This is a genomic window from Nocardia yunnanensis (assembly GCF_003626895.1).
Classification (GTDB): domain Bacteria; phylum Actinomycetota; class Actinomycetes; order Mycobacteriales; family Mycobacteriaceae; genus Nocardia; species Nocardia yunnanensis.
The window spans coordinates 7,242,675-7,268,862 of the sequence record NZ_CP032568.1; the positions used below are offsets into that span (position 1 = coordinate 7,242,675).

Below are 26,188 nucleotides of genomic sequence, written 5' to 3' on the forward strand. Positions count from 1 at the left end.
CGGCCCCACGTCAGCAGTGCCGCGCCACGCGGACGAGGGTGCCGTCGAGATAGGCGGCGCGGCAGGCCCGCCGGGCGATTTTGCCGCTGGAGGTGCGCGGAATGGAACCGGCGGGAACCAGCAACAGATCTCGCAGCGAGACGCCGTGGCGGCGGGAGAGCACGCCTCGCACCCGGGAGGCGATCAGATCGGGGTCGAGAGTGCCGATGCCGGCGGCCCGTTCGGCTACCAGGACCAATTGCTCGGAGGAGTCGTCCGGGCTGGTGAGCGGGCGGCGAGCCAGCGCGTGAATGGGCAGGCGGTTGGCCGGCACCGCGAACGCCGCGACGAAACCCGGGCGCAGCGCGCTGCTGGCGTTCTGCGCGGAATGCTCGAGGTCTTGCGGATAGTGGTTGCGGCCGGCGACGATCACCAGATCCTTGACGCGGCCGGTCACATACAGCTGATCACCCAGGTATGCGCCGAAATCCCCGGTGCGCAGCCAGCGCGCGTCCGCCGGCACGCCCTGGGCGTGACTGTGCGCGGACAGCCTGCGCGTCAAGCTGTTGCGGAACGTGCGCACCGTCTCCTCGGGCCGATTCCAGTAGCCGGCGCCGAGATTGCCGCCGTACAACCAGATTTCGCCGACGGTGCCGTCGGGCTGCTCCCGGCCGGTCTCCGGATCGGCGATAACCGCCCATTGCGCTCGCGCCAGACTGCCGCAACTGACCTGCGCCACCGCGTCTTCCCGCCCGGCGGGGACGCACACCAGGCGCCCGGCCCCGAGCCGATCACGGTCCACGTGCACGACCCGCGCACCGGTCTCGGGCCGGGTGGCGGAGACGAATACCGTCGCCTCGGCCATGCCGTAGCACGGCGTGACCGCATCCCGCGGCAGCCCGTACGGCGCGAACGCCTCGGTGAAGGCGTTCATGGCCGAAACCGTCACGGGCTCACTGCCATTGATCAGGCCGACCACCTTCGACAGATCCACCGGCGTTCCCGGCGCGGGCCGTCCGCGGGCGGCGGCGTACTCGTAGGCGAAGTTCGGGGCGGCGGAGAAGACGCCGCCGCCGTCGGCGGTCGCACTCAGCTCCTTGATCCACCGAAACGGCCGCCGGATGAACGCGCTCGGCGACATCAGCGTCAGGTGCCGTCCGCACACCATCGGCAGAATGACGCACAGCAGGCCCATATCGTGGAACAGCGGCAGCCAGCTGACGCCACGGCAGTCCGCGTCGAGACCGAGCGCGTCGTACAGCTGCAGCAGATTGGTGGCGACCGCGCGATGGGTGATCTCCACACCGGCGGGCGTGCGCGTCGAGCCGGACGTGTATTGCAGGTACGCAATGGAATCGGCGGTAGCGTCCGGTCGCTCCCAGAACGCCTCCATGACGTCGGGTACCGCGTCCACCGCGATGATCCGCGGCCGACCGGCGGCTCGACGACCCGCTACGCCTGTTCCCGCGCCCCCTGGCCCCTCGCCCCCGACACCCGCCCCCTCGCCCGAGTCGACCCGCCGATGCCGGTAATAGTCGCGGACCCCGGCCGCCGCCCCGACCGTGGTGAGAACGACCGCCGGCGCGCTGTCCTCGAGCACCGCGTGCAGCCGATCGGTGTGACCGGGCTCGTCGGGCGTGAACAGCGGCACCGCGATGCCGCCCGCCGCGATGGCCGCGTAGAACGCGACCACATAGTCCAATCCGTGTGGGCACAGCACCGCGATGCGGTCGCCCGGCGCGCTCACCTGCTGGATGCGGGCGGCCACCGCACCGACTCGAAGCTGCAGCTGCGACCAGGTCAGCTCGTGATATTCGCCGTCGAGCGCGCGGGCATAGTCGACATACCGGTACCCGACGTCACCCCCGTGCGCCACGGCCCGCTGGTGGAGCAGATCGGTGAGCGTGACACTCGGCGGGATCTCGAAATCGGAGGCATCGGCGAACGGGTACTCGACCATATTCCTGCTCCTGCTGTCGTGAATTCGGGTGTGCAGTAAAAGCTTTCACGTCGAATTCGCAGCAGGCATAGTGTGCTGTAACGCAGCGGAGCAGTGTGTGATTGGCATTACGCGACCGGGGGCGGAGCCGCGAGTCAGCGGCCCCGCCCCAGCCGGTGGGTGAGGTGGTGAGGATCAGCGCGTCACACCCGGGCGCGAATCCACTTGTAGATGACCAGCAGCACGACCGCACCGACGATGGCGCCGAGGAAGGCGTGCTTGACCGGGGGGTGAACGTCGAAATGGTGGGGTGCGAACACCAGACTGCCCAGGGTGCCGCCGACGTAGCCGCCGATGATGCCGAGGACGACAGTCCAGATGATGCCGAAATCCTCCTTGCCGGGGACCAGGAGGCGGGCGATAGCACCCGCGATCAGACCGATGATGATCATCGTAAGGATGCCCATGGCATGCTCCTTGCCTTTGCGCTTACCGCATTCACGAAGGTAGCAGGGCCGAACGCGCGGATGAGCGTGTCGCAATACATCAGCGTGGCCGGTCGGTTCCCGCACCGCTAGGGTGATAGACGCTTTCACGGGGAGCGAAACGTGCGCCGATGCTCCGATTCCGGGGCCATCATGGAGCGAGCGATTCCCGCCTGCTCTCGAAAGGCCCACGCGCATGAGTGAGAATGCGCCCGACACCTCCTCCGACGCCGGTCAGGGCGCCTTCGCCCGCACCCTCGCCACCCGCGGCGGCCGGGCGGCCCCCGAGGCCCCGTTCGTCATCGAACATCGCGAAGCCCTCATCTACATGCTCTGCCAGGCGGCCGAGCTCGAGCACGGCATCATGTGCCAATACCTGTTCGCCGCCTTCTCGCTCAAGACCTCCGCCGACGAGGGGTTGAGCGCCGACGAACTCGACAAGGTCACGCGCTGGCGAAAACTGGTGTCGCACGTGGCCACCCAGGAGATGCTGCACCTGTCGCTGGTGCACAATCTGCTCTCCGCCATCGGGGCGGCGCCGCACATGGCCCGGCCCAACCTGCCGCTGCCGGCGGCGCACTATCCGGCGGGTGTGCAACTGGCGCTGCTGCCGTTCGGGGAACAGGCGTTGCGGCACTTCATGTTCCTGGAACGCCCGGAGGGCATGGACCTCGACGACGCCGAGGGCCTCGCGAACGTCGGCCGGGCCGCCGCCCATATGCAGCAGGGCGAAATCGTGCCGCGGCTACAGGATTTCGCGACCGTCGGGCACCTGTACCGCTCGATCGAACTCGGCATCCAGCAGCTGGCCGACAAGTACGGCGAGCGCTGGCTGTTCGTCGGCCCGCCCCGGGCGCAAGCGACCCGGAAGCATTTCCAGTGGCCGGAACTGGTGGCGGTGACCGATGTCGCGTCGGCGAAACTCGCCATCGACACCATTCTCGAACAGGGCGAGGGCGCGCGTGGTGACTGGCGCGACGCGCACTTCGGCCAGTTCGTCGAGATCTTCGACGAGTTCGAGCAGGCCCGGCGCGACAACCCGGACTTCCAGCCGACCCGGCCGGTACTGGCCGCCAATGTCCGTGCGCCCGAACGGGATATCCCCGTCCCGTTGATCAGCGATCCGGCGACCGCGCGGGTGACGGACCTGTTCAATGTCGGCTACGAGATCCTGTTGCAGATCTTCGAGCGGTTCTTCGCGCACACCGAGGAGACCGACGCGCAACTGCAGACCCTCGCCGACGCCACGGTCGCGCTGATGTTCGGGGTCATCCGGCCGCTGGGTGAACTCATCACCACCCTGCCGGCCGGACCCGATCATCCGGGCATGACGGTCGGACCCAGCTTCGAATTGTTCTACGAGACCGACTATTTGATGCCGCACCGCGAGGCGGCCTGGACATTGCTGACCGAGCGACTCGGGGAAGCGGTCGCCCTCGGCGAGTCCATTCGCGCCGATCTGCCCGCACCGGTGGGGGAGCGGCTGCGGCCGGTGACCAAGGCGTTCGCCGATATTCAGGCCACGCTGGCCGCGCACTTCCCGAGCTGGAACTCTCACGCCCGGCCCGAAAGCCTCGGGACCGATCCCGCGGTGCTGATCGCGGCACGCCAGCGTGCTGACGAATTCGCCGATCGCGTAGGCAATCTCGCCGCGACCGCGGGACTGGGCGCGCTGTTCCGCAGCGCCCATGCGCTCACCCGCGAATCCGGTCCGGCCGGGATGGCGGCACGCTTGACCGACAGCGTGCTGCGACCCTTATCGGAGGCGTTGATCCGGCACGACGGCCAGCGGAACCCGGTCGGCGATGCGGAAACTGCTGTGCTCGAAGAGGATTCGAGTATCCCGCAACGGCTGCACGCGCTCGCATCGGCGGCGACGCGACTGTGCCTCACCGCTGATCTGCCCGAACTCCTCGAGGCCACCGCCGCGCTGCAGGATCTGGCCTGCGGTGCGGCCGCGGCCGGGGCGCGCCCGCGACTGCGCGCGGAATTCGCCCAGCTGCAAGCCGGTGCGCCCAGCGCGATTCGCGTTGCCGAGAACGGGCCGTATCTGACCGTCAACGTGAACGTCGTCGATCATCTCGGCCTGCCCGTGGCGGTCGGTCCGACGGCCGTTTTGTGCCGGTGTGGCGCGTCGGCGCGCAAACCGCTGTGCGACGGCAGCCATGCTCGCATCGGCTTCAACGACGCGAAAGATCCTGCGCGAGTGGCGGATCGGCGTGACAGCTACCCGGGACAGTCGCTGACCGTGTTCGACAACCGCGGCATCTGCCAGCATTCCGGACTGTGCACCGACCGGCTGGAGACCGTATTCCGCACCGGCGCCGAACCTTTCGTCGCGCCCAATGGCGGGCGGCTGGACGAGATCGTGCGGGCGGTCCGCGACTGCCCCTCCGGAGCGCTGGGCATGGCCTTCGACGGGGTCGAGGCCCGTGACCTCACCGATTGGCACGCCACCCGCGCACCGGTCGTCGAAGTGACCAAGGACGGCCCCTACCGCATTCGGGGCGCCATCCCGCTGGCCGATGCCGAGGGCGGCGAAATCGACCGTGCTGCAGGCGCTTCCACGGAGCATTACGCGCTGTGTCGATGCGGGCAGTCCCAGAACAAGCCGTTCTGCAGCGGAATGCACTGGTATGTCGGCTTCCGCGATCCGGTGCCCGCGCCGGGGCAGGAGCCGACACTGTTCGAGTGGGCGGGCGGCTACCCGGCGCTGTATCGCATGACGGCGCTGCTGTACGAGCGCCTGATCCCCGACGATCCGCTGCTGGCACCGGCTTTCGCGGACCTGCGCGCCGAGCACTGGCGACTCGAGGCCGAATGGGTCGCGGCCGCGTTCGGCGCACCGGGTGAGTGCGGGCAGCCTCCGCGCCGGCCCACCCTCACCCCCGAACAGCAGCAGCGCTGGGCGCAACTGGTATTGCGGGCCGCCCGCGAGAGCGGCCTGCCGTCGGAGACCGAGTTCCGTTCCGCCTTAGCCGCTTTCGCCGAATGGGCGTCCACCGCCGACGGCCCTGCGCCGCAATGGGATTGGGGACCGGCCGGAGCGCCGGCGTATGCCGCCGAGCCGGCCGCCGAATCGGCCGAACCGGTCCTGCCCGGTCCCGAGGAGGCGGTGAGTTTCGCCGCCCACATCAAACCCCTGTTCCGGGACATGGATCAGCGGTCGATGAGCTTCGTGTTCGACCTGTGGTCGCTCGACGACGTCACCAAGCACGCCGCCGAGATCCTCGACCGCCTTGCGGCGGGCACCATGCCGTGCGACGGCGCGTGGCCCGCCGCACGGGTCGAGGTGTTCCGGCGCTGGACGGAATCCGGCATGCGGCCCTGACCGATTCAGCCCAGGCGCACCGGCAGGGCCGCGATGTCGTTCTGGGTCATGACCGGCAGGTTCACGATTTCCTCGTCCGGCGTCGCCAGACTCAGGTGCGGGAATCGGTCGAACAGGGCGGGCAGGCCGATGGCGGCCTCCAGCCGGGCCAGCGCCGCACCGGGGCAGATGTGCGGTCCGTAGCCGAAGGAGATATTGCGGCCCGCCGTCGGCCGGGTGATGTCGAACTCGTCGGCGTCCGCGCCGAACACCGCGGTGTCACGGCCGATGGCACGGTAGGACATGACCACGCCCTCGCCGCGCTCGATGACCGTGTCGCCGACGGTGATGTCCTCGGTCGCGAAGCGCATGAGCAGATGGGTGACCGGACCGTCCCAGCGCAGCGTCTCCTCGATGACCTGCTTCCACTCCACCTCTCCGGCGCGCACCGCGGCCAGCTGCTCGGGGCGAGACAGCAAGGCGCGCACCGTGTTCAGGATCAGGCTGACCGTGGTCTCGTGCCCGGCGGCGACCAGCGCCTTGAGATTGCCGACCACCTCCTCCTCGGTGAGCGGGTCGCCGCCCTCGTCGGCCAGGATGAGCGCGCTGGTCAGATCGTCACCCGGCTCGGCGGTCTTGCGGCGGACCATCTCGGTGAAATAGACGTCCATGGCGTCGATGATCGCCAGCCGCTCGTCCTGCGGGGTGACCATGGAGAAGAACTTCCGGTACCAGTCCAGCAGCATGGCCTGATCGTCGCGGGGGACCCCCATCAGTTCGGAGATCACGCGCATGGGCAGCGGGTAGGCGAAGACCTGCTTGAGATCGACCGGCGCACCGTCCGAAGCGGCCTCGTCGAGATCGTCGAGCAGCTCCTTGGTGAGCCGTTCGATATTGGGACGCAGCTCCTCGAGGCGGCGCGGGGTCAGCGCCTGGGTGGTCTTGATGCGCAGCCGGCGGTGCTCGGGGCCGTCGACGGTGAACATGGAGCGGCCCGCGTCGATCATGCCGATCAGCGGCCACTGTCGGGTGACGACGCCGTCCTGCCACAGTTTCCAGCCGTCGATGTCCTTGATCAGCCTGGTGTCCGTGAGCAATTGGCGCGCCACCGTGTGATCGGTGACGGTCCAGACGGGGACGCCCAGCAGATCGATGCGGGTGATCGGGCCGGCGGCGCGCAGGCGGGCGGTCTCACCGGCGAGATCACCCACCATCGGATCGATACTGATGGCATGCGGGCAAGCGGAACTCACTGGAAACCTCCGAGAGCGCGAACAGGGGTGAAAACAACAGGGAGAGAGTTCATTCCGCGCAGGAACGGGGACGGCCGCCGCACCAGCGCACCGGCGGGCACCGCCAGGTCCACATCGGGCAGCCGGTCCAGCAGCACCTCGATACCGGTCCGCGCGATCGTCTCCGCGATCTGCTGCGCCGGGAACGGGCAGCGGTATTCGCCGTGGCTGAAGGCGAAATGGGCGCTGTTGCCGGTGTGCGTGGCGGCATTGCCCACCGACTGCCGCACGTGCGGATCGGTATTCGCCGCCGCCAATCCCAGCAGCAGCAGGTCACCGGCGCGAATCGTCTTGTCCGCCAGGCGCGTATCGCGCGCCGCCCAGCGCCCGGCCAGGATCGAGGAGGGCGCGTCCTCCCACAGCACCTCGTTCATGGCCTGATCCACGCTGCGCCGGCCGCCGCCCAGCGCGGCCGCGAAACGGTCGTCGGTGAGCATCAGGCGCACCGAGTTGATCAGCCAGTCGGCGGTGGGCAGGTGCCCGGCGGCCGTCACCGCCATCAGGTCGTTGACGTACTCCTCGTCGGTGAACGGCGCGGGATGGGCGAGCATGCGCGAGACCAGATCGTCGCCGGGCGCGGCCTTCTTCACCGCCAGCAGATGCTGCATGTACTGCATGAACCGCAGATGCGCCGCCTGCGCGTCCGCGCCGCCATCGGCCAGCGCCTTCATGGCGCGCGCCAGGCCGGGACCCTCCGTGTCGGGAAAACCCAAGAGCCAGGCCAGCACCAGCACCGGCAGCGGTTCGGCGAATTCCGCCACCAGGTCGGCTTCGCCACGGCCGCAGAAGGAATCGATCAGCCGATCCGCCGAACTCTCGCAGACGCGGCGCAATTCGAACGGATCCACCGATTCGAGGGCGGGCTCCACCATGGCCAGATGACGGCGATGCTCCGCGCCCGCGGTGAAGTAGATCGAGGGCATGGGGGTGCCGACCATGGGCAGCAGCGGCCAGTCCGGGGGAATGTTGGGCCACTGATTCCAGAGGCCGACGTCGCGGGGGAACAACTCCGGGGAATTGGTGACCTGATGCAGCTCCCGGTAGCCGAGCACCAGCCACGCCGGAATGCCGCCCGGCAGTTCCACCGCGGCCACCGGGCCGTGATCGCGGCGCATCTCGCGGTAGAGGGCGTGCGGGTCGGTGTGGAAGCGGGGGCCCGACAGCGGGACCGCGCCCGGCTCGTGCGGCACCGGGCAGGCGCCGCCCTGGGCGATCGAGGTCATGCGGGATTCCTCCGAGCGATCTCCGGGCGGTAGCGGTACTCGACCAGGCTGATCAGGACGTCCTTGCAGGAGTCGCGGACGCGGGCGTCGCAGTCGAGCAGCGGAATGTGCGGATCCAGATCCAGCGCGTCGCGCACCTCGGCCAGACTGGGTCCCGGCCCGAAACTGTTGCACGCCACGACGAACGGCGTGCCCTGATGTTCCAGACGGTCGATGGCGTACCAGGAATCGGCGATGCGGCGCTGATCCACCAGCACGATCGCGCCCAGCGCCCCGGCGAACAGGCGATCCCACAGAAACCAGAAGCGTTCCTGGCCCGGCGCACCGAACAGATACAGCACGTGCTCGTCGTCGACGGTGATGCGGCCGAAGTCGAAAGCCACGGTGGTGGTGGACTTTCCGGGGATCCCGGCCGGATCGTCGACGCCGTGGCCGACCTGTGTCATGGTGGCCTCGGTGTCCAGCGGGCGGATCTCGCTCACCGAGCGGACCATGGTGGTCTTGCCGACGCCGAAGCCGCCCACGATGACGATCTTCAATCCCTGGCGGGCCGCGGCGGGCAGCGGCGCGTCGGCGCGCGCGGGACGGGTGTCAGAGCTTACGGAGTCCAACGAGCACCTTTTCCAGGGTGGTGGTGTCGGGCGACCAATTCCATTGCCGCGCGGCATGTTCGGGATGGCGCACCGTGATCTTGCCCGCCGCCAGCAGGTCCGACAGCAGAATGATGGTGATGCCGACCGGCAGGCGCAGCTCGGCCGCGATCTCCACCACCGCCGTCGGCGCGCGGCACATGTCCAGGATGGCGGCGTGCTCGGACTGCATGCCGCGCACCGGATCACACTCGCTGACCACCAGCGTCACCAGATCGAAGGCGTCCGAATCCGCCTGGCTGCGACCGCCGGTGAGCGTGTAGAGGCGATCCGGATCCTCGTCGGGCCTGGTCACGACACGCTCACTCCCGGGACCCGCGGGGCCACGGCCAGATACTCGCCGAGCTGTTCCACCAGCTCGCGCATATTGTGCCCGACCAGCCCAGCGTCCGCGTCCTCCGCGGCCACCACCGCGATATGCGCGCCCACGCCCGCCTCGACGATGAACAGAATCCCGCCGTAGAACTCGGTCATGGATTGGCGCACGCCGCCGCGGCCGTCCCCGAACTCCACCGAGGCGCCGTGCGAAAGGCTCTGTATCCCAGCCGCGATCGCCGCCAGCTGATCGGCGCTGTCGGTCCCCAACTCCGGGGTATGACAGATCTTCAACCCGTCCCCCGACAGCAGCAATGCATGCCGCGCCCGCGGCGTACGCCCCAGCAGCTGCTCGAGCAACCAACCCAGATGTGTCGCGGACGCTGTCATCGATCGGTCTCCCAAGAGGTCGGAGGGGCGGGAAGATGCGGTGTGCCACCGTCGTTTTCGCGCCGCGACTCACCGCGGCGAATACCATCGAGCAGCGACGCGGCCCGCGCCCCCGCCCCGAACTCCCCACGGCCGGTACCGGAATCGCCGGCCGACCCCTGACCACGATTGGTCAGCGCGGCGGGATCGAGATTCGTGAACGCCGCCGGGGCAGGTCCACCACTGTCACGACCGGTGACCGCGCGCTGGAAGGCAGCCAACGAGTTCGGCGAAGCCGGCGGCCGCGGTCTGGCAGGCGCGGCCGGCGCTCCAAGGCCGTCCGGATGCACCGAAGCCAGGGTGCTGCCCCGACGACGCTTGGGCAGGCCACCTGAAGTAGTGGAATCCTCACCGATCTTGCCCGACTCGGCGGCAGATACTTCGTGGACAGATCGATCAGTGTCCAATTGTGCTGCCGCCGTGGGCTGGTGAACCGTCGGGAGTACGGCGGCCGGAGTGTGCTGAGTCAACGCGGCGGGTCGGGGTGGGACGGCGGGTTGGGGGCCGGTGGTGGCGGGGAGGGGGGTGAGTCGGGAGGAGGTGGTGGAGCGTTCGAGGCGGGTGGTCAGTTCGCGGGGGACGACCACTACGACGGCGGTGCCGCCGATGGCGGAGGGGCGGTAGCTGATGGTGAGGTCGTGTTTGCGGGCGAGGTGGCCGACTACGGCGAGGCCGAGGCGGGTGCCGGACAGGGAGGAGAGGTCGGTGGGGCGGCGGCGGGTGGTGACGGCGGATTCGGCTCGGCGCAGCGCGGATTCGCTCATGACCAGGCCGCTGTCCTCGATGGTGATCACGACACCGGCGGGGACCTCGGCGGCGTAGACGTGCACCTCGGTGGTGGGCGGGGAGAAGTTGCAGGCGTTGTCGAGCAGCTCGGCCAGGGCGTGCATGACACCCTCGGCGGCGTGACCGGCGATCGCGATCTCGGTGATCGCGCGCAGGCGGACCCGCTGATAGCCGGCGACCCGACCCATCGCGCCACGCAGAATCGATTCCATGGCAATGGGTTTGGCCCAGCGGCGACCCGAGCGCGCGCCGCTGAGCACCGCGATGCTGTCGGCCAGCCGGCCCGCCTGCGCGGTGCGATGATCGAGTTCGAGCAGGTCGGCGAGCACCTTCGGGTCGGCGTGCCGATGCTCCATCTCGCGCAGTTCCGCCAGCATGCTGGTGCTCGCGGCCTGCATGCGGCCCGCCGCCCCGGCGAACGCCGCCAGCGCCGCCGCCCGCCGGTTCTCGCTCTCCTTGGCGGCCCGCGCCTGCTCGGCGACCTGTTCGCGCAGCGCCGCAATCCCGCTCTCCGACTCGGCGATTCGGGCCTGCGCGGCGGCGATCGTGGCCGCGACCCGGGCGTCGGCCTGTGCTCGATAAGCGTGCGCTTCCCGCGTGAGCTGCCGGGCGCGGCCTCGATAGAAGACGGCCGCCGTCACCGAGGCGGTGAGCAGCAGTGCCGCGACGCTCGCGCCGATCGCCAGCGGTAGCCGAAAATCATTGGGGGCGAACAGGACCGCCGCCGCCACTGCGGCCGCGCAGACCAGCAACGAGATCGCCGGCGTGAGAAAGGGCGGGCGCTGACTCCGAACGGGTGGTTGCTCCCCGCCCGGCGGACTGAGTGATTCCGACACGCTCCGCACTTCCGCACCGACCTTCACCAGGGCGGCCGCCCCGATGCCCCCGACCGTCCCCGCCCACGCCGACCGTGTCGAATACACGGTCCGCCAAGCGGATTCGGATCTGCGGGACAGAGCATAGGCGCACCGGCGGGGCGGCGCTACCCGAGCGGGAACGCGCTGGCAAACGCCGGTCCCGCTGAGCGGTACGGCCTCACGCCCGACTGATCACGTGGTTGCGGGTGCTGCTGTAGCCGTAGCCGAGGACCGCCGCCAGATACAGCGGCAGCGCCGCCGCCGCCGGCAGCAGCAGGCCGATCGCCGCGATCACATCGAAGACCACGAAACCCACCACCGCCTGGATGCTCTCCCGGCGAGCGTACGCGGCGTCGTAGCCCGGCTCGAACAGCGCCGGATTGCGCTGCAGCGCAACCCACATCACGAACCAGGCCGCCGCCTGCAACGCACCCACCACACCGTAGAACGCCGTCGCCGCTTTCGCATTCGGACCGCCGTCCTCGAGATGGTGCGCCAGCACCGTGGTGGGGAACGGCAGGAACGCCACCGCCAGGAGCAGCAGCAGATTGCCGCAGTGCAGCAGCCCGTCCATGTGCCGGATGCGGGCGAAGAAGCGGTGATGGCACAGCCAGATCACGCCGATGGTGAGAAACGAACCGGCATAGGCGAGATAGCTCGGCCACAACCCGGCCAGCTCCCGCCACAGCTCGCCATCCGGGGTCTCGGGAACGCGAATCTCGAGGACCAGCAGGGTGATCGCGATGGCCATCACGCCATCGCTGAAGGCCTCCACGCGGGTGGTGCCGGTCAGGCGCGAGACACGCTCGGGGACCGCGGGTGGTGCGGCCGAGAGTTCGGGTTCAGGGTGCTGCATTCCAGCATTATCGAAGGGTGTCCTCGCGCGCCTGCTTGCGCATGCGGCGGCTGGCCACCAGCGAGCCCAGCGCGAAACCGAAGACGGGAATGCTCACGATCGGCGACCAGGCGTTCACCTGCGGCCCCTCGGGTCGCAACAGGGTGATGATGCGCACCGCCGCCACCGCCACCCCGCTGAGCCCACCGAACATGAACAGCGCCAACGGTAATCGGAATCCCGGCGGCACCGTGCGATAGCTCAGCACCGAAGCCGCCACCACCACGCCGTTCACCGCGACGCCCGCCAGCGCCAGGATCCAGTTGTGGGACTGTGCGGTCACATACGACGGATGCAGCGGATCGTAGGTGAGCAGCAGCGCGGCTTCCAACGCGATCAAGCCGAGGTAGAAGGCGCGTTCGAGCAGGGCCCGCCCCCACGCGTTGGCCACCGTGACGCCGATCAGGGCCCCGGCCCCGACCAGCGACATATCCGCGATCAGCCCCGGGAAGCGCTCGAAATGCCCACTCGGCAGCGCCATCTCGTTGGCGGAACCGATCAATGCCGGGGTGCGCAGCAGCGCCCACGCGGCGAGCAGCGCCAGACCGACGGTGAACGGCCGTGATTCGGGGATGCGCCAGCGCGGCAGCCGGGCGGCCGCCGCGGCCAGCGAGCACAGGGCGGCCAGGACGGTGACGACACTGTTCACCGGAACAGCCTCGCGCCGACCTCCCCGCGGGACGGTTTCCGCCGCGCCGTTTCCTCCGCCTCTTTATCGCGCCGCAACAACTCCGTGAGCAATTGCCGGGTGGTGGCCTCCCGGATGGCACTGCCGGATCCGGCGCGCTGCGCCTCGGCCTCGGTGATGATGCCGGCGATCACCTGCACCTCCACCGGATTGGCGTTGTAGGCGCGGGCGATCTCGATCAGCGTTTCGACCGGCGGGGTCGGCTGGGTCAGATGCCGGGCGAGGGTGGCCTGTGGAATTCCGGTCGCCACCGCCATGGCGCGGGTGCTGTCCCCACCGGTCAGCTCCTCGACCCACACCTTCAACCGATCATGCACGCCAAGGATTCTCGCACGCCCTGCCTCAGGATCGGGGCAGGGCGTGCGAATTCGAAGGATGCGGCGGTCAGCGGGCGCCGGTGCGCACGCCGTCGCGGATCTGATACACGCGGGAAGTGGTGATATCGCCCGCGGCCTTGGCGATCAGAAAGACGCGCTCCCCGGCGGCGGTGGCGTTCTTGATCTTGTCGCGCCAGACGGCGTCGGCGGCCTGGGCGGCTTGTTTGGCGGCCTCGCGAGCGCGGGTGGCTGCGCGGACGTCCTGCAATAGCGGGGTGGGCATGGGAGGCACCTCTCTGTGTCCCCGGATGGTGGGCGGCGGATCTCGCCGCGCCTCCAAACTAGGCGCCCGCATGACTCGAAGTCAAGTCTGCTTGCCTCGAAAATGACTCACATCGCGTTCGCTGTGAGGGGAATATCGCACCGCCGCTTGACCTCGAGTTAGGTCGAGGTTCGATGCTCGATGCAGCGGCACGCAGCCGAGATCGACAGGGAGGCAACGACATGCGAGTGGTAGAGGCGAAACAGTTCGGCGGGCCCGAGGTGCTCACGGTGACCGAAGCGCCCGATCCGGCCCCGGGTCCCGGTGAAGTGGTGGTGCGGGTCGCCGCCGCGGACGTGATGTTCCTCGACACCACCTTGCGCAGCGGCGTGGCGAGCCAGTGGTTCGCGGTGGAGCCGCCATTCGTGCCCGGCGGCGCGATCGCGGGCACGGTCGCGGCCGTCGGATCCGACGTCGACCCGGCCTGGATCGGCCGGCGGGTCGCCACGGCGACAGCCGCGAGCGGCATCGGCTCCGGACTGCCCATCGGCGGCTACGCGGAACTGGCCCTGGCCAAGGCCGAGACCCTCGCGGAGATTCCCGAGGCGCTGGACGTCGTGCGGGCCGCGGCCCTCGTGCACGACGGGCGCACCGCACTCGCCATCGTCGACCGCGCGCCGATCCCCTCCGGGCAGTGGGTCCTGATCACTGCCGCCGGCGGCGGTCTGGGCACCCTGTTCATCCAGCTCGCCCGCGCGGCCGGGGCACGGGTCGTCGCGGCGGCGCGCGGCGCCGCGAAACTCGCACTGGCGCAACGGCTCGGCGCGGACCTGGTGATCGACTACTCGCACCCGGACTGGGTCGAGCAGGTGCGCGCCCACACCGGCGGGGTGCATTTGGTGCTCGACGGCGCGGGCGGTGAGATCGGCGGCGCGGCACTGGCCGCTCTCGAGTCGGGCGGCGTATTCGTCGCCTACGGCACGTCCGCGGGTGGCTTCGCGGCGGTGGATCCGGAAGGCGCTGCGGCCCAGGGCATCACGGTCGTTCCGCTGTTCGACATCGCTACCCCGGACACCGATTGGCTCGCCCTGCACGAGCGCGCCCAGACCGCGGCGGCGGCCGGACGGCTCGAAGTGGTGGTGGGCCAGACCTTCCCGCTGTCCGAGGCCGCGGCGGCACATGCCGCGATCGAGGCGCGCAGCGCCGTGGGCCGGACCATCCTCACCGTCTGATCGGCGTGTCGTGAACGACCGCCCAGTCTTCCGGAGCAAGGTGGACTGGGCGATCGGCGATCTCGAATCAGGGCTCGGGACACGGAGGTGGCGATGGGCGTTCGGTCCGCGACGTTCGGGACGATGCGCGCCGCGCTCTGCCTGGGGATGGCCGCAGCCCACCTGGGCTGGACGGCGTCGATCGGGTCCGGGCAACCCGCGCCCACCGATATCGAGCCCCTGGACGTTCCCGCGCGCACCTCGATCTCGGTGCGCTCGATCGTGCCGGGCGCGGGCTGGGGCACCGCCAACGAGACCGAAGAGCGTGCGGCCCTGTCGCTTTCGAAGCTCTTCATCGCCGACTACGCGCTGCGTCACGGCGACGGCTCGCCGGCCGACCGCGACCTGTGCGAGCGCATGATCCGCAAATCCGACGATGCCGCCGCCGACCGCCTGGCCGCCGAATACCCGTCCGCCATCGACGACATCGCCCGCGAATACGGCCTGCGCGCCACCCACGGCGCGGGCGGCTGGGAATTCTCCACCACCAGCACCGCCGACGTCGCCGACTTCCTCGCCGCCAAGATCCGCACCGAACCCGACAGCCCCCTCCTCGCCTGGATGGAGGAACCCGCCGACAAGGCCGCCGACGGCACCCGCCAAGACTGGGGCACCGCCCGGTTGCCCCAGGTGCTCGGGACCAAATGGGGTTGGTCGGACGTCGGCGACCCGGAAGTGGCCTCGGCCTCCTTCGGCCCGGGCTTCACCGTCGCCGCCCACACCTACGGCACCGCCGATCAGCAAACCCAAGACGTCCTGAACGTCCTGTGGGGGCCGATCGGAACTCTCACTCCGCCTCGTCACTGAGGTCGCCGACGTCGCCGAGGTCGATCCGGCCCAGCGTGAACTCCGCCACGGCAGACAGCACTTGCATTCGGAATGGTTGTGAGAACACAATCGTTGTGTGCTTACAACTGTCGAGGAATTGAGTGCGCGGCGGAAGACGGTGATCCTGGTCACCTGTTGTCTGAGCCTGCTGATCTCTTCCATGGACGCGACCATCGTCAACGTCGCCATCCCCACCATCCGCACGGATCTCGGTGCGCCGCTGTCGAAACTGCAGTGGATCGTCGACGTCTACACCCTCACCCTCGCCAGCCTGCTCATGCTCTCCGGCGCAGCCGCCGACCGCTTCGGGCGTAAACGGGTCTTCCGCATCGGCCTGCTCACCTTCGCGGCCGGCTCGCTGCTGTGCAGCCTCGCGCCCAGCATCGAGGTCCTCATCGGCGCGCGGTTCGTGCAGGCCCTGGGCGGCTCCATGCTCAATCCCGTTGCCATGTCGATCATCACGACCACCTTCACCGGCCGGGTGGAGCGGGCCCGCGCGGTCGGGGTGTGGGGTGCGGTGGTCGGCATCTCGACGGCACTGGGCCCCATGGTCGGCGGCGTGCTCATCGACAGCCTCGGCTGGCAGTCGGTGTTCTGGATCAACCTGCCCATCGTGGCGGTCGCCTTCACCCTCACCACCGTCTATGTGCCGGAATCGAAGTCGGCCAATCCGCGCGGCATGGACCCGATCGGCCAACTGCTGGCCATCGGGGTGCTGTTCACCCTGGTGTTCGGCCTGATCGAGGGCAAGCCCGCCATCTTCGTGCTCTCGGCGCTGGCGCTGGCCGGATTCGTCTGGCACGAGGCGCGACATCGGTCGCCGTTCATCGATCTGCGCTTCTTCCGCAGCTTCCCGTTCTCCTCGGCCACCGTCATCGCGGTGTGCTCGTTCGCCGCGCTGGGCGCGTTCCTGTTCGACATGTCGCTGTATCTGCAAGGCACACGGCACTTCTCGGCCGTGCACACCGGCCTGCTGTACCTGCCGATGGCGCTGGGCATGCTGTTCTTCTCGCCGCTGTCGGGCCGGCTGGTGGGCCGCTACGGCACCCGGCCGTCGCTGCTGGTCTCCGGGGTCCTGATGGCCGTCGGCGCGGTGTGCCTGACCCTGCTGCGAGCCGACACCCCCATCTGGCAGCTCGTCACCACCTTCGTGATCTTCGGCATCGGCTTCGGCATGGTGAACGCGCCCATCACCACCACCGCGGTGAGCGGTATGCCGCTGGATCGCGCGGGCGCGGCCGCCGCGGTGGCCTCCACCAGCCGTCAGGTCGGCGTGAGTCTTGGTGTGGCACTGTGTGGTGCGCTCTCCGGCGCGGGATTGTGGTGGACGATCGCCGGTTTCGCGTCCGCCGTGATCGCGCTCGGCGTGGCCGCCAATACCGACTGGGCGTACCGTTCCCGCGATCGCATCGCCCCGCTGCTCGAACAGAAGGTCTCCGCTCATGCCGGCTGACACGCCCACGACCGACGAGGTCTGGCGGCAACTCACCCACCTGGTGATGGACACCCGCGACGGCTGGAAGCGCGCCGTCGCGGAGCGAACCGGCATGCCGTTCAGCCGCTTTCGCGTACTGCGCCGCCTGCTGGCCGGCCCGCTGACGGCCAAGCAACTGGCTGCGGCCGCCGCCATGGACGCGCCCGCCACCACCGTCGCGGTCAACGATCTCGAGGATCGCGGCCTGGTGATCCGCACCATCGACCCGACCAATCGGCGCTGCAAGCTCATCTCGATCACCGACGCCGGCCGGGAGACCGTCGCGTACGCGAAGGAAACGCCCGATCCCGCGCCCGCGGAACTGTCCGCCCTCGGCCCCGATGACCTGCGCACACTGCACGAGATCCTGCGTAAGCTCGATCGCTGACTTACCTCGCCGTGATTGAACCGTTATCGTTTGTCCTGTGCGACACCGACACTGGACATCCCTGGCGGCCCTCTGCGGCGCCCTGCTGATCGCGGGCTGCGGGCAGAGCATGACCGCCACCCCGGTCTCGGCGTCCGTGCCGCGGCCGGCCCCGGCCTCACCGCTGTCCCCGATCGCCGGCCAGACCGTGGTCATCGATCCCGGCCACAACGGCGGCGGCGCGGCGCATCCCGATCAGATCAACGCCCAGGTGCCCGACGGGCGCGGCGGCACCAAGGCCTGCAACACCACTGGCACCAACGCCGAGGACGGCTACAGCGAGCACGAGTTCAATTGGGATGTGGGCCAGCGGGTTCGCGATCTGCTCAGCGCCCGCGGCTTCCACGTGATCATGAGCCGCGACAGCGACGACGGCGTCGGCCCGTGCGTCGACGAACGCGGCACCCTCGGCAATCGCGTCGGCGCGGCGGCCGTGGTCTCCATTCACGCCGACGGCGCGCCCGCCGGTGCGCACGGCTTCCACGTCGCCTACTCCTCGCCCGCCCTCAACGACGCTCAGTCCGGGCCGTCGGTGCAGCTGGCGACCACCCTGCGCGACACCATGGTCGGCGCGGGCTTCACCACCTCCACCTACGTCGGGTCCGACGGGCTGAATCCGCGCGCGGATCTGGCCGGCCTCAACCTCTCCGAGCGGCCCACCGCGCTGATCGAGTGCGGCAACATGCGAGATCCCGGCGATGCCGCGATCATCGAATCACCCGACGGCCGCGCCCGATTCGCGCAGGCCATCGCCAATGCCATCGCGGCCTATCTGGGCTAGCACAACGGTCTGCACGACTCACGGCGCGGGGTGTGTCCGCGCCCGGTTTGCCGTGAGTACATTCGTCACGTCATTTACGGATTATTTTCGGGAAACCGGACCAGTCGAGTTCCGGGGAGGACTCCTTGACCACGACCGACGCTCGGCCGCGCTCGCGTTTCGCGAACTGGCTACTCGAGGACGCGGGTGAGCATCACTCGCAGCTTCCGGGGCCGATGGCCAAGAAGGCGCCCAAGGAGCATCAGCACAGCTGGTGGAAGGTCATGTGCCTGACCGGTGTCGACTACTTCTCGACCCTGGGCTATCAGCCGGGCATCGCCGCGCTGGCCGCGGGCGTGCTGTCCCCGCTCGCCACCCTGGTACTGGTCGCGCTGACCCTGCTGGGCGCGTTGCCGGTCTATCGCCGGGTGGCCCGCGAGAGCCACAATGGCGGCGGCTCGATCGCCATGTTCGCCAACTTCCTGCCCAATTGGTGGGGCAAGATCTTCATTCTGGTGCTGCTGGGCTTCGCGGCCACCGACTTCACCATCACCATGACGCTGTCGGCGGCCGACGGCGCCGCCCACATCGTCGAGAACCCGAATGTGCCGGCGTTCCTGCACGACCAGAACATGATCATCACGCTGATCCTGCTGGCGCTGCTGGCGGCGGTGTTCCTCAAGGGGTTCAGCGAGGCCATCGGCATCGCGGTCGGACTGGTCGGGGTGTATCTGGCGCTGAACGTGGTGGTGGCCGTGGTCGGCATCGTGAAGGTGGCGCAGGCGCCGCATCTGGTGACCGACTGGTCGCATCTGCTGACGGCCAAGCACGGCAATGTCTTCGCGATGGTCGGGGTGGCATTGCTGGTGTTCCCCAAACTGGCGCTGGGCCTGTCCGGATTCGAGACCGGTGTCGCGGTCATGCCGCAGATCAAGGGCAATCCGGGCGATCCGCGGGACTATCCGCGCACCCGCATCGTCGGCACCCGCAAACTGCTGACCACCGCCGCGCTCATCATGAGCGCCTTCCTCATCATCACCAGCTTCATCACCACCGTTCTCATCCCGGAGAAGGAATTCGAGGAGGGCGGCCAGGCCAACGGGCGCGCGCTGGCCTACCTCGCGCACGAATATCTGGGCAACGCGTTCGGCAGTGTGTACGACATCAGCACCATCGCGATCCTGTGGTTCGCGGGTGCGTCGGCCATGGCGGGGCTGCTCAACCTGGTGCCGCGCTATCTGCCGCGCTTCGGTATGGCGCCGGAGTGGGCGCGCCAGATTCGGCCGCTGGTGCTGGTGTTCGCGCTGGTGTCCTTCGGCATCACCTGGTACTTCGACGCCAACGTGGACGCGCAGGGCGCGGCGTACGCGACCGGCGTGCTGGTGCTGATCACCTCCGCGGCCGTGGCCGTGACCATTTCGGCGTGGCGCAAGCAGCAGTACTCGCGGGTGCTGGGTTTCGGCGTGGTGTCGCTGATCTTCGTGTACACCACCATCGACAACATCATCGAGAAGCCGGCGGGTCTGCATCTGGCGATCCTGTTCGTGGTCGCGATCATGGTGGTGTCCTTCGCCTCTCGCATTCGCCGGGCGTTCGAGCTGCGGGCGGTCGAGGTGGTCTTCGACGAGAAGGCCTGCGCGATGATCGATCAGCTGGCCGAGCGCGGTGAGATCCGCATCGTCACCCACGACATCACCGACGGGCGTTCGCCGGAGGAATACGCGGAGAAGGAAGCCGATCAGCGGCGCGAGAGCCACATTCCCGAGGACGAGCCGATTCTGTTCCTCGAGGTGATCGTGAAGGATCCCTCCGAGTTCAGCACCGAACTGCACGTGACCGAGGTGGACGTGGACGAATACCACATCCTCACCGTCGAGGCCGCGGCCGTGCCCAACTGCATCGCCTCCATCCTGATCGCCATCCGCGACCGCACCGGCGAATGCCCGCACGTGTATTTCGAGTGGACCGAGGGCAATCCGCTGACCAACCTGATGCGGTTCATGTTCTTCGGTGAGGGCGAGGTCGCGCCGGTGACCCGCGAGATCCTGCGGCGGGCCATCCCGCGGCGCTCGCAGCGGCCGCACGTGCACGTCGATAGCTGATCACGACGCAAAATTCTAGGTGTAACTCCTGGTTTCATACATAGGTAGAATATTGCTACGCTCACGCAGCAAATCGCTACGAGACCAGGAGTACCGATGAAGCTACTTCCGAAACTGGGCCGCCGGCCGGTGACCGAACCCGGAGAGGTAGCCCTGCACGCCCGCAATGTGCGATTCGATTGGTCGCGGACCGAACCGGTCTGGATGAAGAAGGAACCCGTCGCCTCGCACGTGCTCAATGCCCTGAGCATGCTGCTGCCCGAGGGCGAGCGCATGTTCCTGGTGACCTTCGGCGAAGCGCTCGAGCTGGTCAAAGACGAGAAGCTGCGGGAAGCCATGATCGGCTTCATCGGCCAGGAATCCATGCACGCGGAGAGCCACGGCGGCGCGCTCGAAGAGGTGCTCGAGGCGCACGGCATCGACGTCGAACCGTATGTGCGGCAGGCGGAATTCCTGTTCCGCAAGACGCTCGGGCCGCGCGCCGCCGCCAGTGAGGCCGTGCGCCAGCAGCAATTGGTCGAGCGGCTGGGCGTCATCGCCGCGCTCGAGCACTTCTTCGCCTTCCTCGGTGACTGGGTCATCAATGCCGACCTCGAGCGGTTCGACGCCGATCCGCAGATGCTGGATCTGTTCCGCTGGCACGGAGCCGAAGAGGTCGAGCACCGCATGGTCGCCCACGACGTGGCCGAATACTTCGAGATCGGCTATGTGCGCCGGGGTGCGCTCATGCTGATGGTCTTCCCGATCTTCATCGCACTGCTGTTGCGCGGCACCAAGTTCCTGGTGCACGCGGACCCGTCGCTGCCCAACCACCGGTATCCGATGCTGATCGGGCGGATCTTCGCGGGCATGTGGCGCGGTTCGATCCCGGGCATTCCGTCGCTGCTGATCAGCGCGCTGTCCACCTTCAAGCCCGGCTACAGCCCGGCCGGCGTCGGCTCGACCGCGCAGGCGGTGGCCTACCTGGCGCAGTCGCCGGCCGCCCGGATGATGGCGTCGTGAACACGACCCGGCCCGTCCCGGCCGCCCCGCCGCCGGACCTGTTCGGCAAGGGCCGGCCCGACCGGGCCACCCGGATGCTGGACTTCATCGCCGAAAGCCGTTTGCGCTGGACCACTTTCGTCAACCGGCACGAGCCGGACGTGCGGGTGAACGACTGGCGGATTCCGCTGGTCGTGGTGGAGCGCCGGGTGGAGGCGCACGACACCGACGTCATCAGCCTGCTGATGACCGCGCCGGACGGCGGCAAACTGCCGGAATGGCGGCCGGGCGCGCACCTGGATCTGGAATTGCCCTCGGGGAAGGTGCGGCAGTACTCGCTGTGCGGTGACCCGGCCGATCGGCACGCGTATCGTGTTGCGGTGCGGCGGATTCCGGACGGCAACGGCGGATCGCTGGAGGTGCACGAGGAACTGCGGATCGGCACGGAGCTGACCGTGCGCGGGCCGCGCAATGCGTTCCCGTTCGTGCTGCCCGGGTACGGATCCTCCGCCGCGCGTGTGCATTTCGTGGCGGGCGGCATCGGGATCACGCCCATCCTGCCGATGATCCGGATGGCCGAGCGGCTCGGGGTGGAATGGAGCATGGTGTACGCGGGGCGCTCTCGCGACACCATTCCGTTCCTGTCGGAGGTGGAGTCGTTCGGGTCGCGGGTGACCGTGCGCACCGACGACGAGCACGGGATCCCCACCGCCGCTGTGCTTTTGCCGGGTGTGGGCCCCGACACCTCCGTCTACTGCTGCGGGCCGGTGGTCATGACCCAGCTGATCGCGGATCGGATTCGCGAGATGCCGGGCGTGGAACTGTATTCCGAGCGTTTCTCGCCGCCGCCGGTCGTCGACGGCACCGCCTTCCAGGTGGAACTGGCACGCGGCGGCGAGGTCATCGACGTGCCCGCCGACAGGTCGGTGCTCGAGGAAGTGCTGAAAGTCCGTCCGGACAGCGCGTATTCGTGCCGCCAGGGCTTCTGCCGCACCTGCGTGGTGCGGGTGCGCTCCGGCGACGTCGACCATCGCGACACCGTGCTCACCGACGCCGAACGCGCGGCCGGTGACATGCTCATCTGTGTATCCCGTTGCGGCGGGGACCGTTTGGTGCTTGACCTCTAGCACCGTTCTCTCAACGAGGAGACGATCGTGACCGATCACCCCACCGTCATCCCCGCCGCCGAGCGCATGGTGCGCAGCGGCGACTTCGACATCGCCGTGTACGAATACGGTGAGCCGTCAGCGGAGACCATCGTGCTGGTGCACGGCTGGCCCGACGACAACCACCTGTGGGATCGGGTGGTGCCGCTGCTGGCCGACCGCTTCCACGTGGTCACCTACGACACCCGCGGGCACGGGCGCTCCACCCGCACCGATCGCACCGAGGACTACCGGCTCGAGCATTTCGCCGCCGATTTCTTCGCGGTCGCCGACGCGGTGAGTCCCGAGGCGCCCGTGCACATCCTGGCCCACGACTGGGGTTCGGTGGAGATGTGGGAGGCCGTGTGCGAGCCGCAGGCGGTCGGGCGGGTCGCCTCCTTCACCTCCGTGTCCGGGCCCAACCTGGATCACCTGGGCGCGTGGGCGCGGTCGAACCTGTCGCGCGGCAAGGTGTGGGGGCCGTTCACCCAGCTGCTGTCGTCGCTGTACACCGGGCTGTTCATGACGCCGGGGGTGCCGCGGGTGGTGTTGAAGCCGCTGGGCACGGAGAAGATGTGGGCGCGGTTCGTCGGGCTGATGAACGAGACCTCGCCGGAGAACATCACGCTCGGGCCGGAATTCCGCCGGGACTTCTTCGACGGCATGCGGATCTACCGCGCCAATATCCTGCAGCGCATGGCCGATCCGCGCGAGCGGCGCACCGAGGTGCCGGTGCAGCTGATCATCGCGCGCCGCGATGTGGCGGTGCGACCGGCCGGCTACTCCGACACCAAGGAATACGCGCCGAATCTGTATCGGCGTGAGGTCGGCGGCGGGCACTGGCTGCCGTTCTCGCATCCGGAACTGCTGGCCACCTCTACGGTGGAGCTCATCGACTCGCTGCGGACGGGAGAGGTCTCGCGCGGGCTGCGACGTGCCGAAGTCGGTGCGCCGCAGCGGAGTTTCGAGAATCAGCTGCTGGTGATCACCGGCGGCGGCAGCGGCATCGGGCGCGAGACCGCGCTGGCGTTCGCGGCGCGCGGGGCCGAGGTGGTGCTGTCCGACATCAACCTCGACTCCGCCAAGGAGACCGCGGAAATGATTGCGGCGCAGGGCGGTACGGCGCACGCCTACCAGCTCGACGTGTCCTCCGCGGCGGCCGTGGACGAGCACGCGGCCACGGTGATCGCCGCGCACGGGGTGCCGGACATCCTGATCAACAATGCGGGCGTCGGCGCGGCCGGCGACTTCTTCGACACCTCCGCCGCGGAATTCGACCGGGTGCTGAACATCAACCTGCACGGTGTCATCAACGGCTGCCGGGCCTTCGGCAAGGCCATGGCCGAGCGCGGGCTGGGCGGGCACATCGTCAACCTGTCCTCGATGGCCGCCTACACCCCGCAGCAGGGCTTCGCCGCCTACTCCACCTCCAAGTCGGCGGTGTTCATGTTCTCCGACTGCCTGCGCGCCGAGTTGGCGGCCAAGGACATCGGCGTCCACACCATCTGCCCGGGCATCGTCCACACCAATATCGTTGCCACCACCCGCTTCTCGGGGGTTTCGGCGGCGGAGGAAGCGGCCAAGCAGCAGCGCTACGACAAGCTCTACGCCGCCCGCCGCTACGGGCCGGAGAAGGTCGCCGCTCAGATCGTCAAGGCCGTCGAGAACGGCCGCGACGTGGTGCCGGTGACTCCCGAAGCCTGGCTGCAATACCGATTCAACCGGTTCGCCCCCGCCGTCGCCCGCTTCTTCGCGGCGCGTGTGAAGCTGACGTAGGCGGTTTCGGCGGCGCCCCGGTGGATGCTTTACCGGGGCGGTTTTCGGGGGCCGCGGTACGGGTAATGTTCGGACATGGGGGAATTCATTGCGACGGCCATCGCCATCAGCTTCTTCTTCGCGGTTCTGTTGTTCATCGCGGCCTGGGAGAATCGCCGGTCCGCGTCCCGTCGATACCGGAAATGGCGCAGCGGGGGTTCCGTGGGTCCTTACGTGGGCGGAATCGGGTCGTGCACCGCGGGAACCGGGTGTACCGGCGGCGGCCATCATCACGGTGGTCATGGCGGGCACGGCCATGGTGGGCACAGCGGGTGCGGGGGCGGCAGTAGCTGTGGCGGGGGAGGTTGTGGTGGCGGCAGCGGCTGTGGCGGGGGTGGCGGCGGCTGCTGATCGCGGCGCGTTTCAGCCCACGGTGCCGAGCGAACCTTCGATCAGGAGCACCCGCTCGCGGGGGATGCCCCACGGGTGATCCACGCCGACAACGGTATCCAGGTCCCACAGCACGCACCGTTCACCCGGCCGCGCCACCAGCGACCAGGCCACCACGGTCCGGCCCAGCTGGGCGTCCATGCTGTCGGTGCCGCCGGCCGCACTGTCACCGGCCGGGAAATGATGCAGGAACCGGCCGTAGGCGCGGTCGCAGAACTGCGCGTATCGGTTGGTGCACAGGATCAGGCCGTGCCACGCCTCGTCGACGGCGTGGGACGGCATGCCGATCACCTGTCCGTCACGCATGGCCGCCCCACAACACCGGAGCCATTGCCGCAGGCCGGTTTCCACCAGGTCACACGGCTGCCACGGGCAGGTTTTGAAGACGGCCTCCGAGAGTTCCAGTGCGTCCACGGCTCGGTTCATCGCCTCGAGCCCAGGGCGCCGGAAATGGTGCAGCAGCATGATTCACGGTACGTCGGCGGCGGGCTCGGGCGCATGGCCCCGTGCTTCGCGGGTCGCGTACAGGCTGGTGAGGGTGACGGTGGTCAGGACCACCACGATCACCAGAAGCGAAGCCAGCGTGGGGATCTGGGGTACGCCGTTCCAGATGCCGTGGGCCCAGTGCAGGACCAGCTTGACGCCGATGAAGGCGAGGATGGCGGCCAGGCCGTAGGCCAGGTGCACCAGGCGCGAGAGCGCGGCGTGCAGCACGAAATACAGTGCGCGCAAACCCAGCAGGGCGAAGGCGTTGGTGGCGAACACCAGGAACGGATCGCCGGTGACGCCGTACACCGCGGGCACCGAGTCGACGGCGAAGACCACGTCGGTGGCCATGACGGCGGCAACCACCAGCGCCAGCGGGGTCAGCGCGCGGCGCAGCTTCGACGGCTGATCCGGATCCGGTTCGGTGACAACCATTTTGGCACCGCGATAGTCGTCGGTGACCGGCCAGAAGCGGCGCAGCAGCCGCACCGACTTCATCCCGGAGATATCGACATCCTGCTCGTGCCCGCTCACCGCATCCGCCAGCAGCTTCACCGCGGTGACCAGCAGGATCAGGCCGAACAGCAGGAACGCCCAGTCGAGGGTCGCCAGCGCGGCCGCGCCGAGGGCGATGAAGATGCCGCGCAATACCAGCGCACCCGCGATGCCGTACAGCAGCACCCGCTGCGCGAGCGCGGCCGGCACCGCGAACGCCGACAGCAGCAGCATGAAGATGAACAGGTTGTCCACCGACAGCGACTTCTCCAGCAGATAGCCGGTGAAGAACTCGGTGGCCGGCGTGCCGCCATTGTGGAACCACAGGAACACCCCGAACACGACCGGCAGCGCGATGTAGAAGACGGTCCAGCCCACCGCCTCCCGCATCGACACCTCGTGCGGGCGGCGCGTGAGCGCGAAATCGAAGATCAGCAAGGCCAGCACCACGACGATGGTGCCGCCCCACAACCAGGGCGTGCCGACGGTGTCGATGGTGGCGGAACTCGCCAGAACAGACAGGCTAGGACTCATTTCGGACCTCCTCGGGCAGGGAAAACCAGCCGAGGTCTCCTTCACCCTGTCCA

24 protein-coding genes are annotated in these 26,188 nt (G+C 68.8%); 10 read left to right on the plus strand and 14 right to left on the minus strand.

Going from position 1 to position 26,188, the window contains the following annotated elements:
* Positions 1 to 10: 10 nt before the first annotated feature.
* Both D7D52_RS33880 and D7D52_RS33885 read right to left on the minus strand, forming a co-directional pair.
* On the minus strand, positions 11 to 1,939 hold the full coding sequence (locus D7D52_RS33880; protein WP_120742991.1) for an AMP-binding protein: 1,929 nt from the start codon (positions 1,937 to 1,939) through the stop codon (positions 11 to 13).
* Positions 1,940 to 2,121: 182 nt separating this feature from the next.
* A complete protein-coding gene (locus D7D52_RS33885) occupies positions 2,122 to 2,385 on the minus strand; it encodes a GlsB/YeaQ/YmgE family stress response membrane protein (RefSeq protein ID WP_120742992.1) in 264 nt (87 codons plus the stop codon).
* Positions 2,386 to 2,599: 214 nt separating this feature from the next.
* Here D7D52_RS33885 and D7D52_RS33890 point away from each other — a divergent pair, with 214 nt between their 5' ends.
* Positions 2,600 to 5,734, plus strand: a complete 3,135-nt coding sequence (locus D7D52_RS33890; RefSeq protein WP_120742994.1) for a ferritin-like domain-containing protein — start codon at positions 2,600 to 2,602, stop codon at positions 5,732 to 5,734.
* A 5-nt stretch (positions 5,735 to 5,739) separates the two neighbouring features.
* Here the strand turns inward: D7D52_RS33890 and D7D52_RS33895 are convergent, their stop codons facing one another.
* The 10 genes from D7D52_RS33895 to D7D52_RS33940 all read right to left on the minus strand — a co-directional run bounded on the left by D7D52_RS33895 (position 5,740) and on the right by D7D52_RS33940 (position 13,448).
* Complete coding sequence (locus D7D52_RS33895; protein WP_120742996.1) at positions 5,740 to 6,927, minus strand: cytochrome P450 family protein; 1,188 nt, start codon at positions 6,925 to 6,927, stop codon at positions 5,740 to 5,742.
* 35 nt (positions 6,928 to 6,962) lie between these two features.
* On the minus strand, positions 6,963 to 8,228 hold the full coding sequence (locus D7D52_RS33900) for a cytochrome P450 (RefSeq protein ID WP_120742997.1): 1,266 nt from the start codon (positions 8,226 to 8,228) through the stop codon (positions 6,963 to 6,965).
* On the minus strand, positions 8,225 to 8,839 hold the full coding sequence (locus tag D7D52_RS33905; protein ID WP_246023501.1) for a GTP-binding protein: 615 nt from the start codon (positions 8,837 to 8,839) through the stop codon (positions 8,225 to 8,227). The genes D7D52_RS33900 and D7D52_RS33905 overlap by 4 nt, the downstream gene beginning before the upstream one ends.
* Positions 8,820 to 9,173, minus strand: coding sequence for a DUF742 domain-containing protein (locus D7D52_RS33910; protein WP_120743001.1), 354 nt, complete (start codon positions 9,171 to 9,173; stop codon positions 8,820 to 8,822). Before D7D52_RS33910 ends, D7D52_RS33905 begins: the two co-directional genes overlap by 20 nt.
* Positions 9,170 to 9,583, minus strand: coding sequence for a roadblock/LC7 domain-containing protein (locus tag D7D52_RS33915; protein WP_120743003.1), 414 nt, complete (start codon positions 9,581 to 9,583; stop codon positions 9,170 to 9,172). The genes D7D52_RS33910 and D7D52_RS33915 overlap by 4 nt, the downstream gene beginning before the upstream one ends.
* Positions 9,580 to 11,244: a sensor histidine kinase gene (locus D7D52_RS33920; protein ID WP_187703072.1), complete on the minus strand. Its 1,665-nt coding sequence runs from the start codon at positions 11,242 to 11,244 to the stop codon at positions 9,580 to 9,582. The genes D7D52_RS33915 and D7D52_RS33920 overlap by 4 nt, the downstream gene beginning before the upstream one ends.
* A gap of 199 nt (positions 11,245 to 11,443) precedes the next feature.
* Entirely contained in the window at positions 11,444 to 12,121 is a 678-nt protein-coding gene (locus tag D7D52_RS33925) for a TMEM175 family protein (protein ID WP_120743005.1), read from the minus strand.
* A gap of 7 nt (positions 12,122 to 12,128) precedes the next feature.
* The gene (locus D7D52_RS33930; protein ID WP_120743007.1) at positions 12,129 to 12,809 is read right to left on the minus strand and encodes a hypothetical protein; all 681 of its coding nucleotides are present in this window, start codon (positions 12,807 to 12,809) and stop codon (positions 12,129 to 12,131) included.
* A complete protein-coding gene (locus tag D7D52_RS33935) occupies positions 12,806 to 13,165 on the minus strand; it encodes a hypothetical protein (protein ID WP_120743009.1) in 360 nt (119 codons plus the stop codon). The genes D7D52_RS33930 and D7D52_RS33935 overlap by 4 nt, the downstream gene beginning before the upstream one ends.
* Positions 13,166 to 13,232: 67 nt before the next feature.
* Positions 13,233 to 13,448 (minus strand): hypothetical protein, encoded by a 216-nt coding sequence (locus D7D52_RS33940; protein ID WP_120743011.1) that lies wholly within the window; start codon positions 13,446 to 13,448, stop codon positions 13,233 to 13,235.
* Positions 13,449 to 13,669: 221 nt separating this feature from the next.
* On the opposite strand from D7D52_RS33940, the gene D7D52_RS33945 reads away from it, so the two are divergent.
* The 9 genes from D7D52_RS33945 (at position 13,670) to D7D52_RS33985 (ending at position 24,191) form a co-directional block, all read left to right on the plus strand.
* Positions 13,670 to 14,659, plus strand: a complete 990-nt coding sequence (locus D7D52_RS33945) for a zinc-binding dehydrogenase (RefSeq protein WP_120743013.1) — start codon at positions 13,670 to 13,672, stop codon at positions 14,657 to 14,659.
* Positions 14,660 to 14,752: 93 nt separating this feature from the next.
* Positions 14,753 to 15,505, plus strand: a complete 753-nt coding sequence (locus D7D52_RS33950) for a serine hydrolase (RefSeq protein WP_246023502.1) — start codon at positions 14,753 to 14,755, stop codon at positions 15,503 to 15,505.
* 97 nt (positions 15,506 to 15,602) lie between these two features.
* Positions 15,603 to 16,979 (plus strand): MFS transporter, encoded by a 1,377-nt coding sequence (locus D7D52_RS33955; RefSeq protein ID WP_120743015.1) that lies wholly within the window; start codon positions 15,603 to 15,605, stop codon positions 16,977 to 16,979.
* Positions 16,969 to 17,388, plus strand: coding sequence for a MarR family winged helix-turn-helix transcriptional regulator (locus D7D52_RS33960; RefSeq protein WP_120743017.1), 420 nt, complete (start codon positions 16,969 to 16,971; stop codon positions 17,386 to 17,388). Before D7D52_RS33955 ends, D7D52_RS33960 begins: the two co-directional genes overlap by 11 nt.
* 37 nt (positions 17,389 to 17,425) lie before the next feature.
* Entirely contained in the window at positions 17,426 to 18,208 is a 783-nt protein-coding gene (locus D7D52_RS33965) for an N-acetylmuramoyl-L-alanine amidase (RefSeq protein WP_246023503.1), read from the plus strand.
* A 215-nt stretch (positions 18,209 to 18,423) separates the two neighbouring features.
* Positions 18,424 to 20,289, plus strand: coding sequence for an APC family permease (locus D7D52_RS33970; RefSeq protein ID WP_246024099.1), 1,866 nt, complete (start codon positions 18,424 to 18,426; stop codon positions 20,287 to 20,289).
* Positions 20,290 to 20,385: 96 nt separating this feature from the next.
* Positions 20,386 to 21,291, plus strand: a complete 906-nt coding sequence (locus D7D52_RS33975; protein WP_120743021.1) for a metal-dependent hydrolase — start codon at positions 20,386 to 20,388, stop codon at positions 21,289 to 21,291.
* Complete coding sequence (locus D7D52_RS33980; RefSeq protein ID WP_120743023.1) at positions 21,288 to 22,397, plus strand: PDR/VanB family oxidoreductase; 1,110 nt, start codon at positions 21,288 to 21,290, stop codon at positions 22,395 to 22,397. Before D7D52_RS33975 ends, D7D52_RS33980 begins: the two co-directional genes overlap by 4 nt.
* 66 nt (positions 22,398 to 22,463) lie before the next feature.
* The gene (locus D7D52_RS33985) at positions 22,464 to 24,191 is read left to right on the plus strand and encodes an SDR family oxidoreductase (RefSeq protein ID WP_120744675.1); all 1,728 of its coding nucleotides are present in this window, start codon (positions 22,464 to 22,466) and stop codon (positions 24,189 to 24,191) included.
* 402 nt (positions 24,192 to 24,593) lie between these two features.
* Here the strand turns inward: D7D52_RS33985 and D7D52_RS33995 are convergent, their stop codons facing one another.
* Together D7D52_RS33995 and D7D52_RS34000 are read right to left on the minus strand one after the other, a co-directional pair.
* On the minus strand, positions 24,594 to 25,046 hold the full coding sequence (locus tag D7D52_RS33995) for a glycine-rich domain-containing protein (RefSeq protein WP_246023504.1): 453 nt from the start codon (positions 25,044 to 25,046) through the stop codon (positions 24,594 to 24,596).
* 42 nt (positions 25,047 to 25,088) lie between these two features.
* Positions 25,089 to 26,135, minus strand: coding sequence for a TerC/Alx family metal homeostasis membrane protein (locus D7D52_RS34000; protein WP_120743029.1), 1,047 nt, complete (start codon positions 26,133 to 26,135; stop codon positions 25,089 to 25,091).
* Positions 26,136 to 26,188: the final 53 nt, after the last annotated feature.

What these genes read in the sequence shown, in the direction of transcription:
- D7D52_RS33880 (WP_120742991.1), bottom strand. Translation starts at nt 1,939, where the DNA reads ATGGTCGAGTACCCGTTCGCCGATGCCTCCGATTTCGAGATCCCGCCG.
- D7D52_RS33885 (WP_120742992.1), bottom strand. Translation starts at nt 2,385, where the DNA reads ATGGGCATCCTTACGATGATCATCATCGGTCTGATCGCGGGTGCTATC.
- D7D52_RS33890 (WP_120742994.1), top strand. Translation starts at nt 2,600, where the DNA reads ATGAGTGAGAATGCGCCCGACACCTCCTCCGACGCCGGTCAGGGCGCC.
- D7D52_RS33895 (WP_120742996.1), bottom strand. Translation starts at nt 6,927, where the DNA reads ATGGTGGGTGATCTCGCCGGTGAGACCGCCCGCCTGCGCGCCGCCGGC.
- D7D52_RS33900 (WP_120742997.1), bottom strand. Translation starts at nt 8,228, where the DNA reads ATGACCTCGATCGCCCAGGGCGGCGCCTGCCCGGTGCCGCACGAGCCG.
- D7D52_RS33915 (WP_120743003.1), bottom strand. Translation starts at nt 9,583, where the DNA reads ATGACAGCGTCCGCGACACATCTGGGTTGGTTGCTCGAGCAGCTGCTG.
- D7D52_RS33925 (WP_120743005.1), bottom strand. Translation starts at nt 12,121, where the DNA reads ATGCAGCACCCTGAACCCGAACTCTCGGCCGCACCACCCGCGGTCCCC.
- D7D52_RS33940 (WP_120743011.1), bottom strand. Translation starts at nt 13,448, where the DNA reads ATGCCCACCCCGCTATTGCAGGACGTCCGCGCAGCCACCCGCGCTCGC.
- D7D52_RS33945 (WP_120743013.1), top strand. Translation starts at nt 13,670, where the DNA reads ATGCGAGTGGTAGAGGCGAAACAGTTCGGCGGGCCCGAGGTGCTCACG.
- D7D52_RS33950 (WP_246023502.1), top strand. Translation starts at nt 14,753, where the DNA reads ATGGGCGTTCGGTCCGCGACGTTCGGGACGATGCGCGCCGCGCTCTGC.
- D7D52_RS33960 (WP_120743017.1), top strand. Translation starts at nt 16,969, where the DNA reads ATGCCGGCTGACACGCCCACGACCGACGAGGTCTGGCGGCAACTCACC.
- D7D52_RS33970 (WP_246024099.1), top strand. Translation starts at nt 18,424, where the DNA reads ATGGCCAAGAAGGCGCCCAAGGAGCATCAGCACAGCTGGTGGAAGGTC.
- D7D52_RS33975 (WP_120743021.1), top strand. Translation starts at nt 20,386, where the DNA reads ATGAAGCTACTTCCGAAACTGGGCCGCCGGCCGGTGACCGAACCCGGA.
- D7D52_RS33985 (WP_120744675.1), top strand. Translation starts at nt 22,464, where the DNA reads ATGGTGCGCAGCGGCGACTTCGACATCGCCGTGTACGAATACGGTGAG.
- D7D52_RS33995 (WP_246023504.1), bottom strand. Translation starts at nt 25,046, where the DNA reads ATGAACCGAGCCGTGGACGCACTGGAACTCTCGGAGGCCGTCTTCAAA.
- D7D52_RS34000 (WP_120743029.1), bottom strand. Translation starts at nt 26,135, where the DNA reads ATGAGTCCTAGCCTGTCTGTTCTGGCGAGTTCCGCCACCATCGACACC.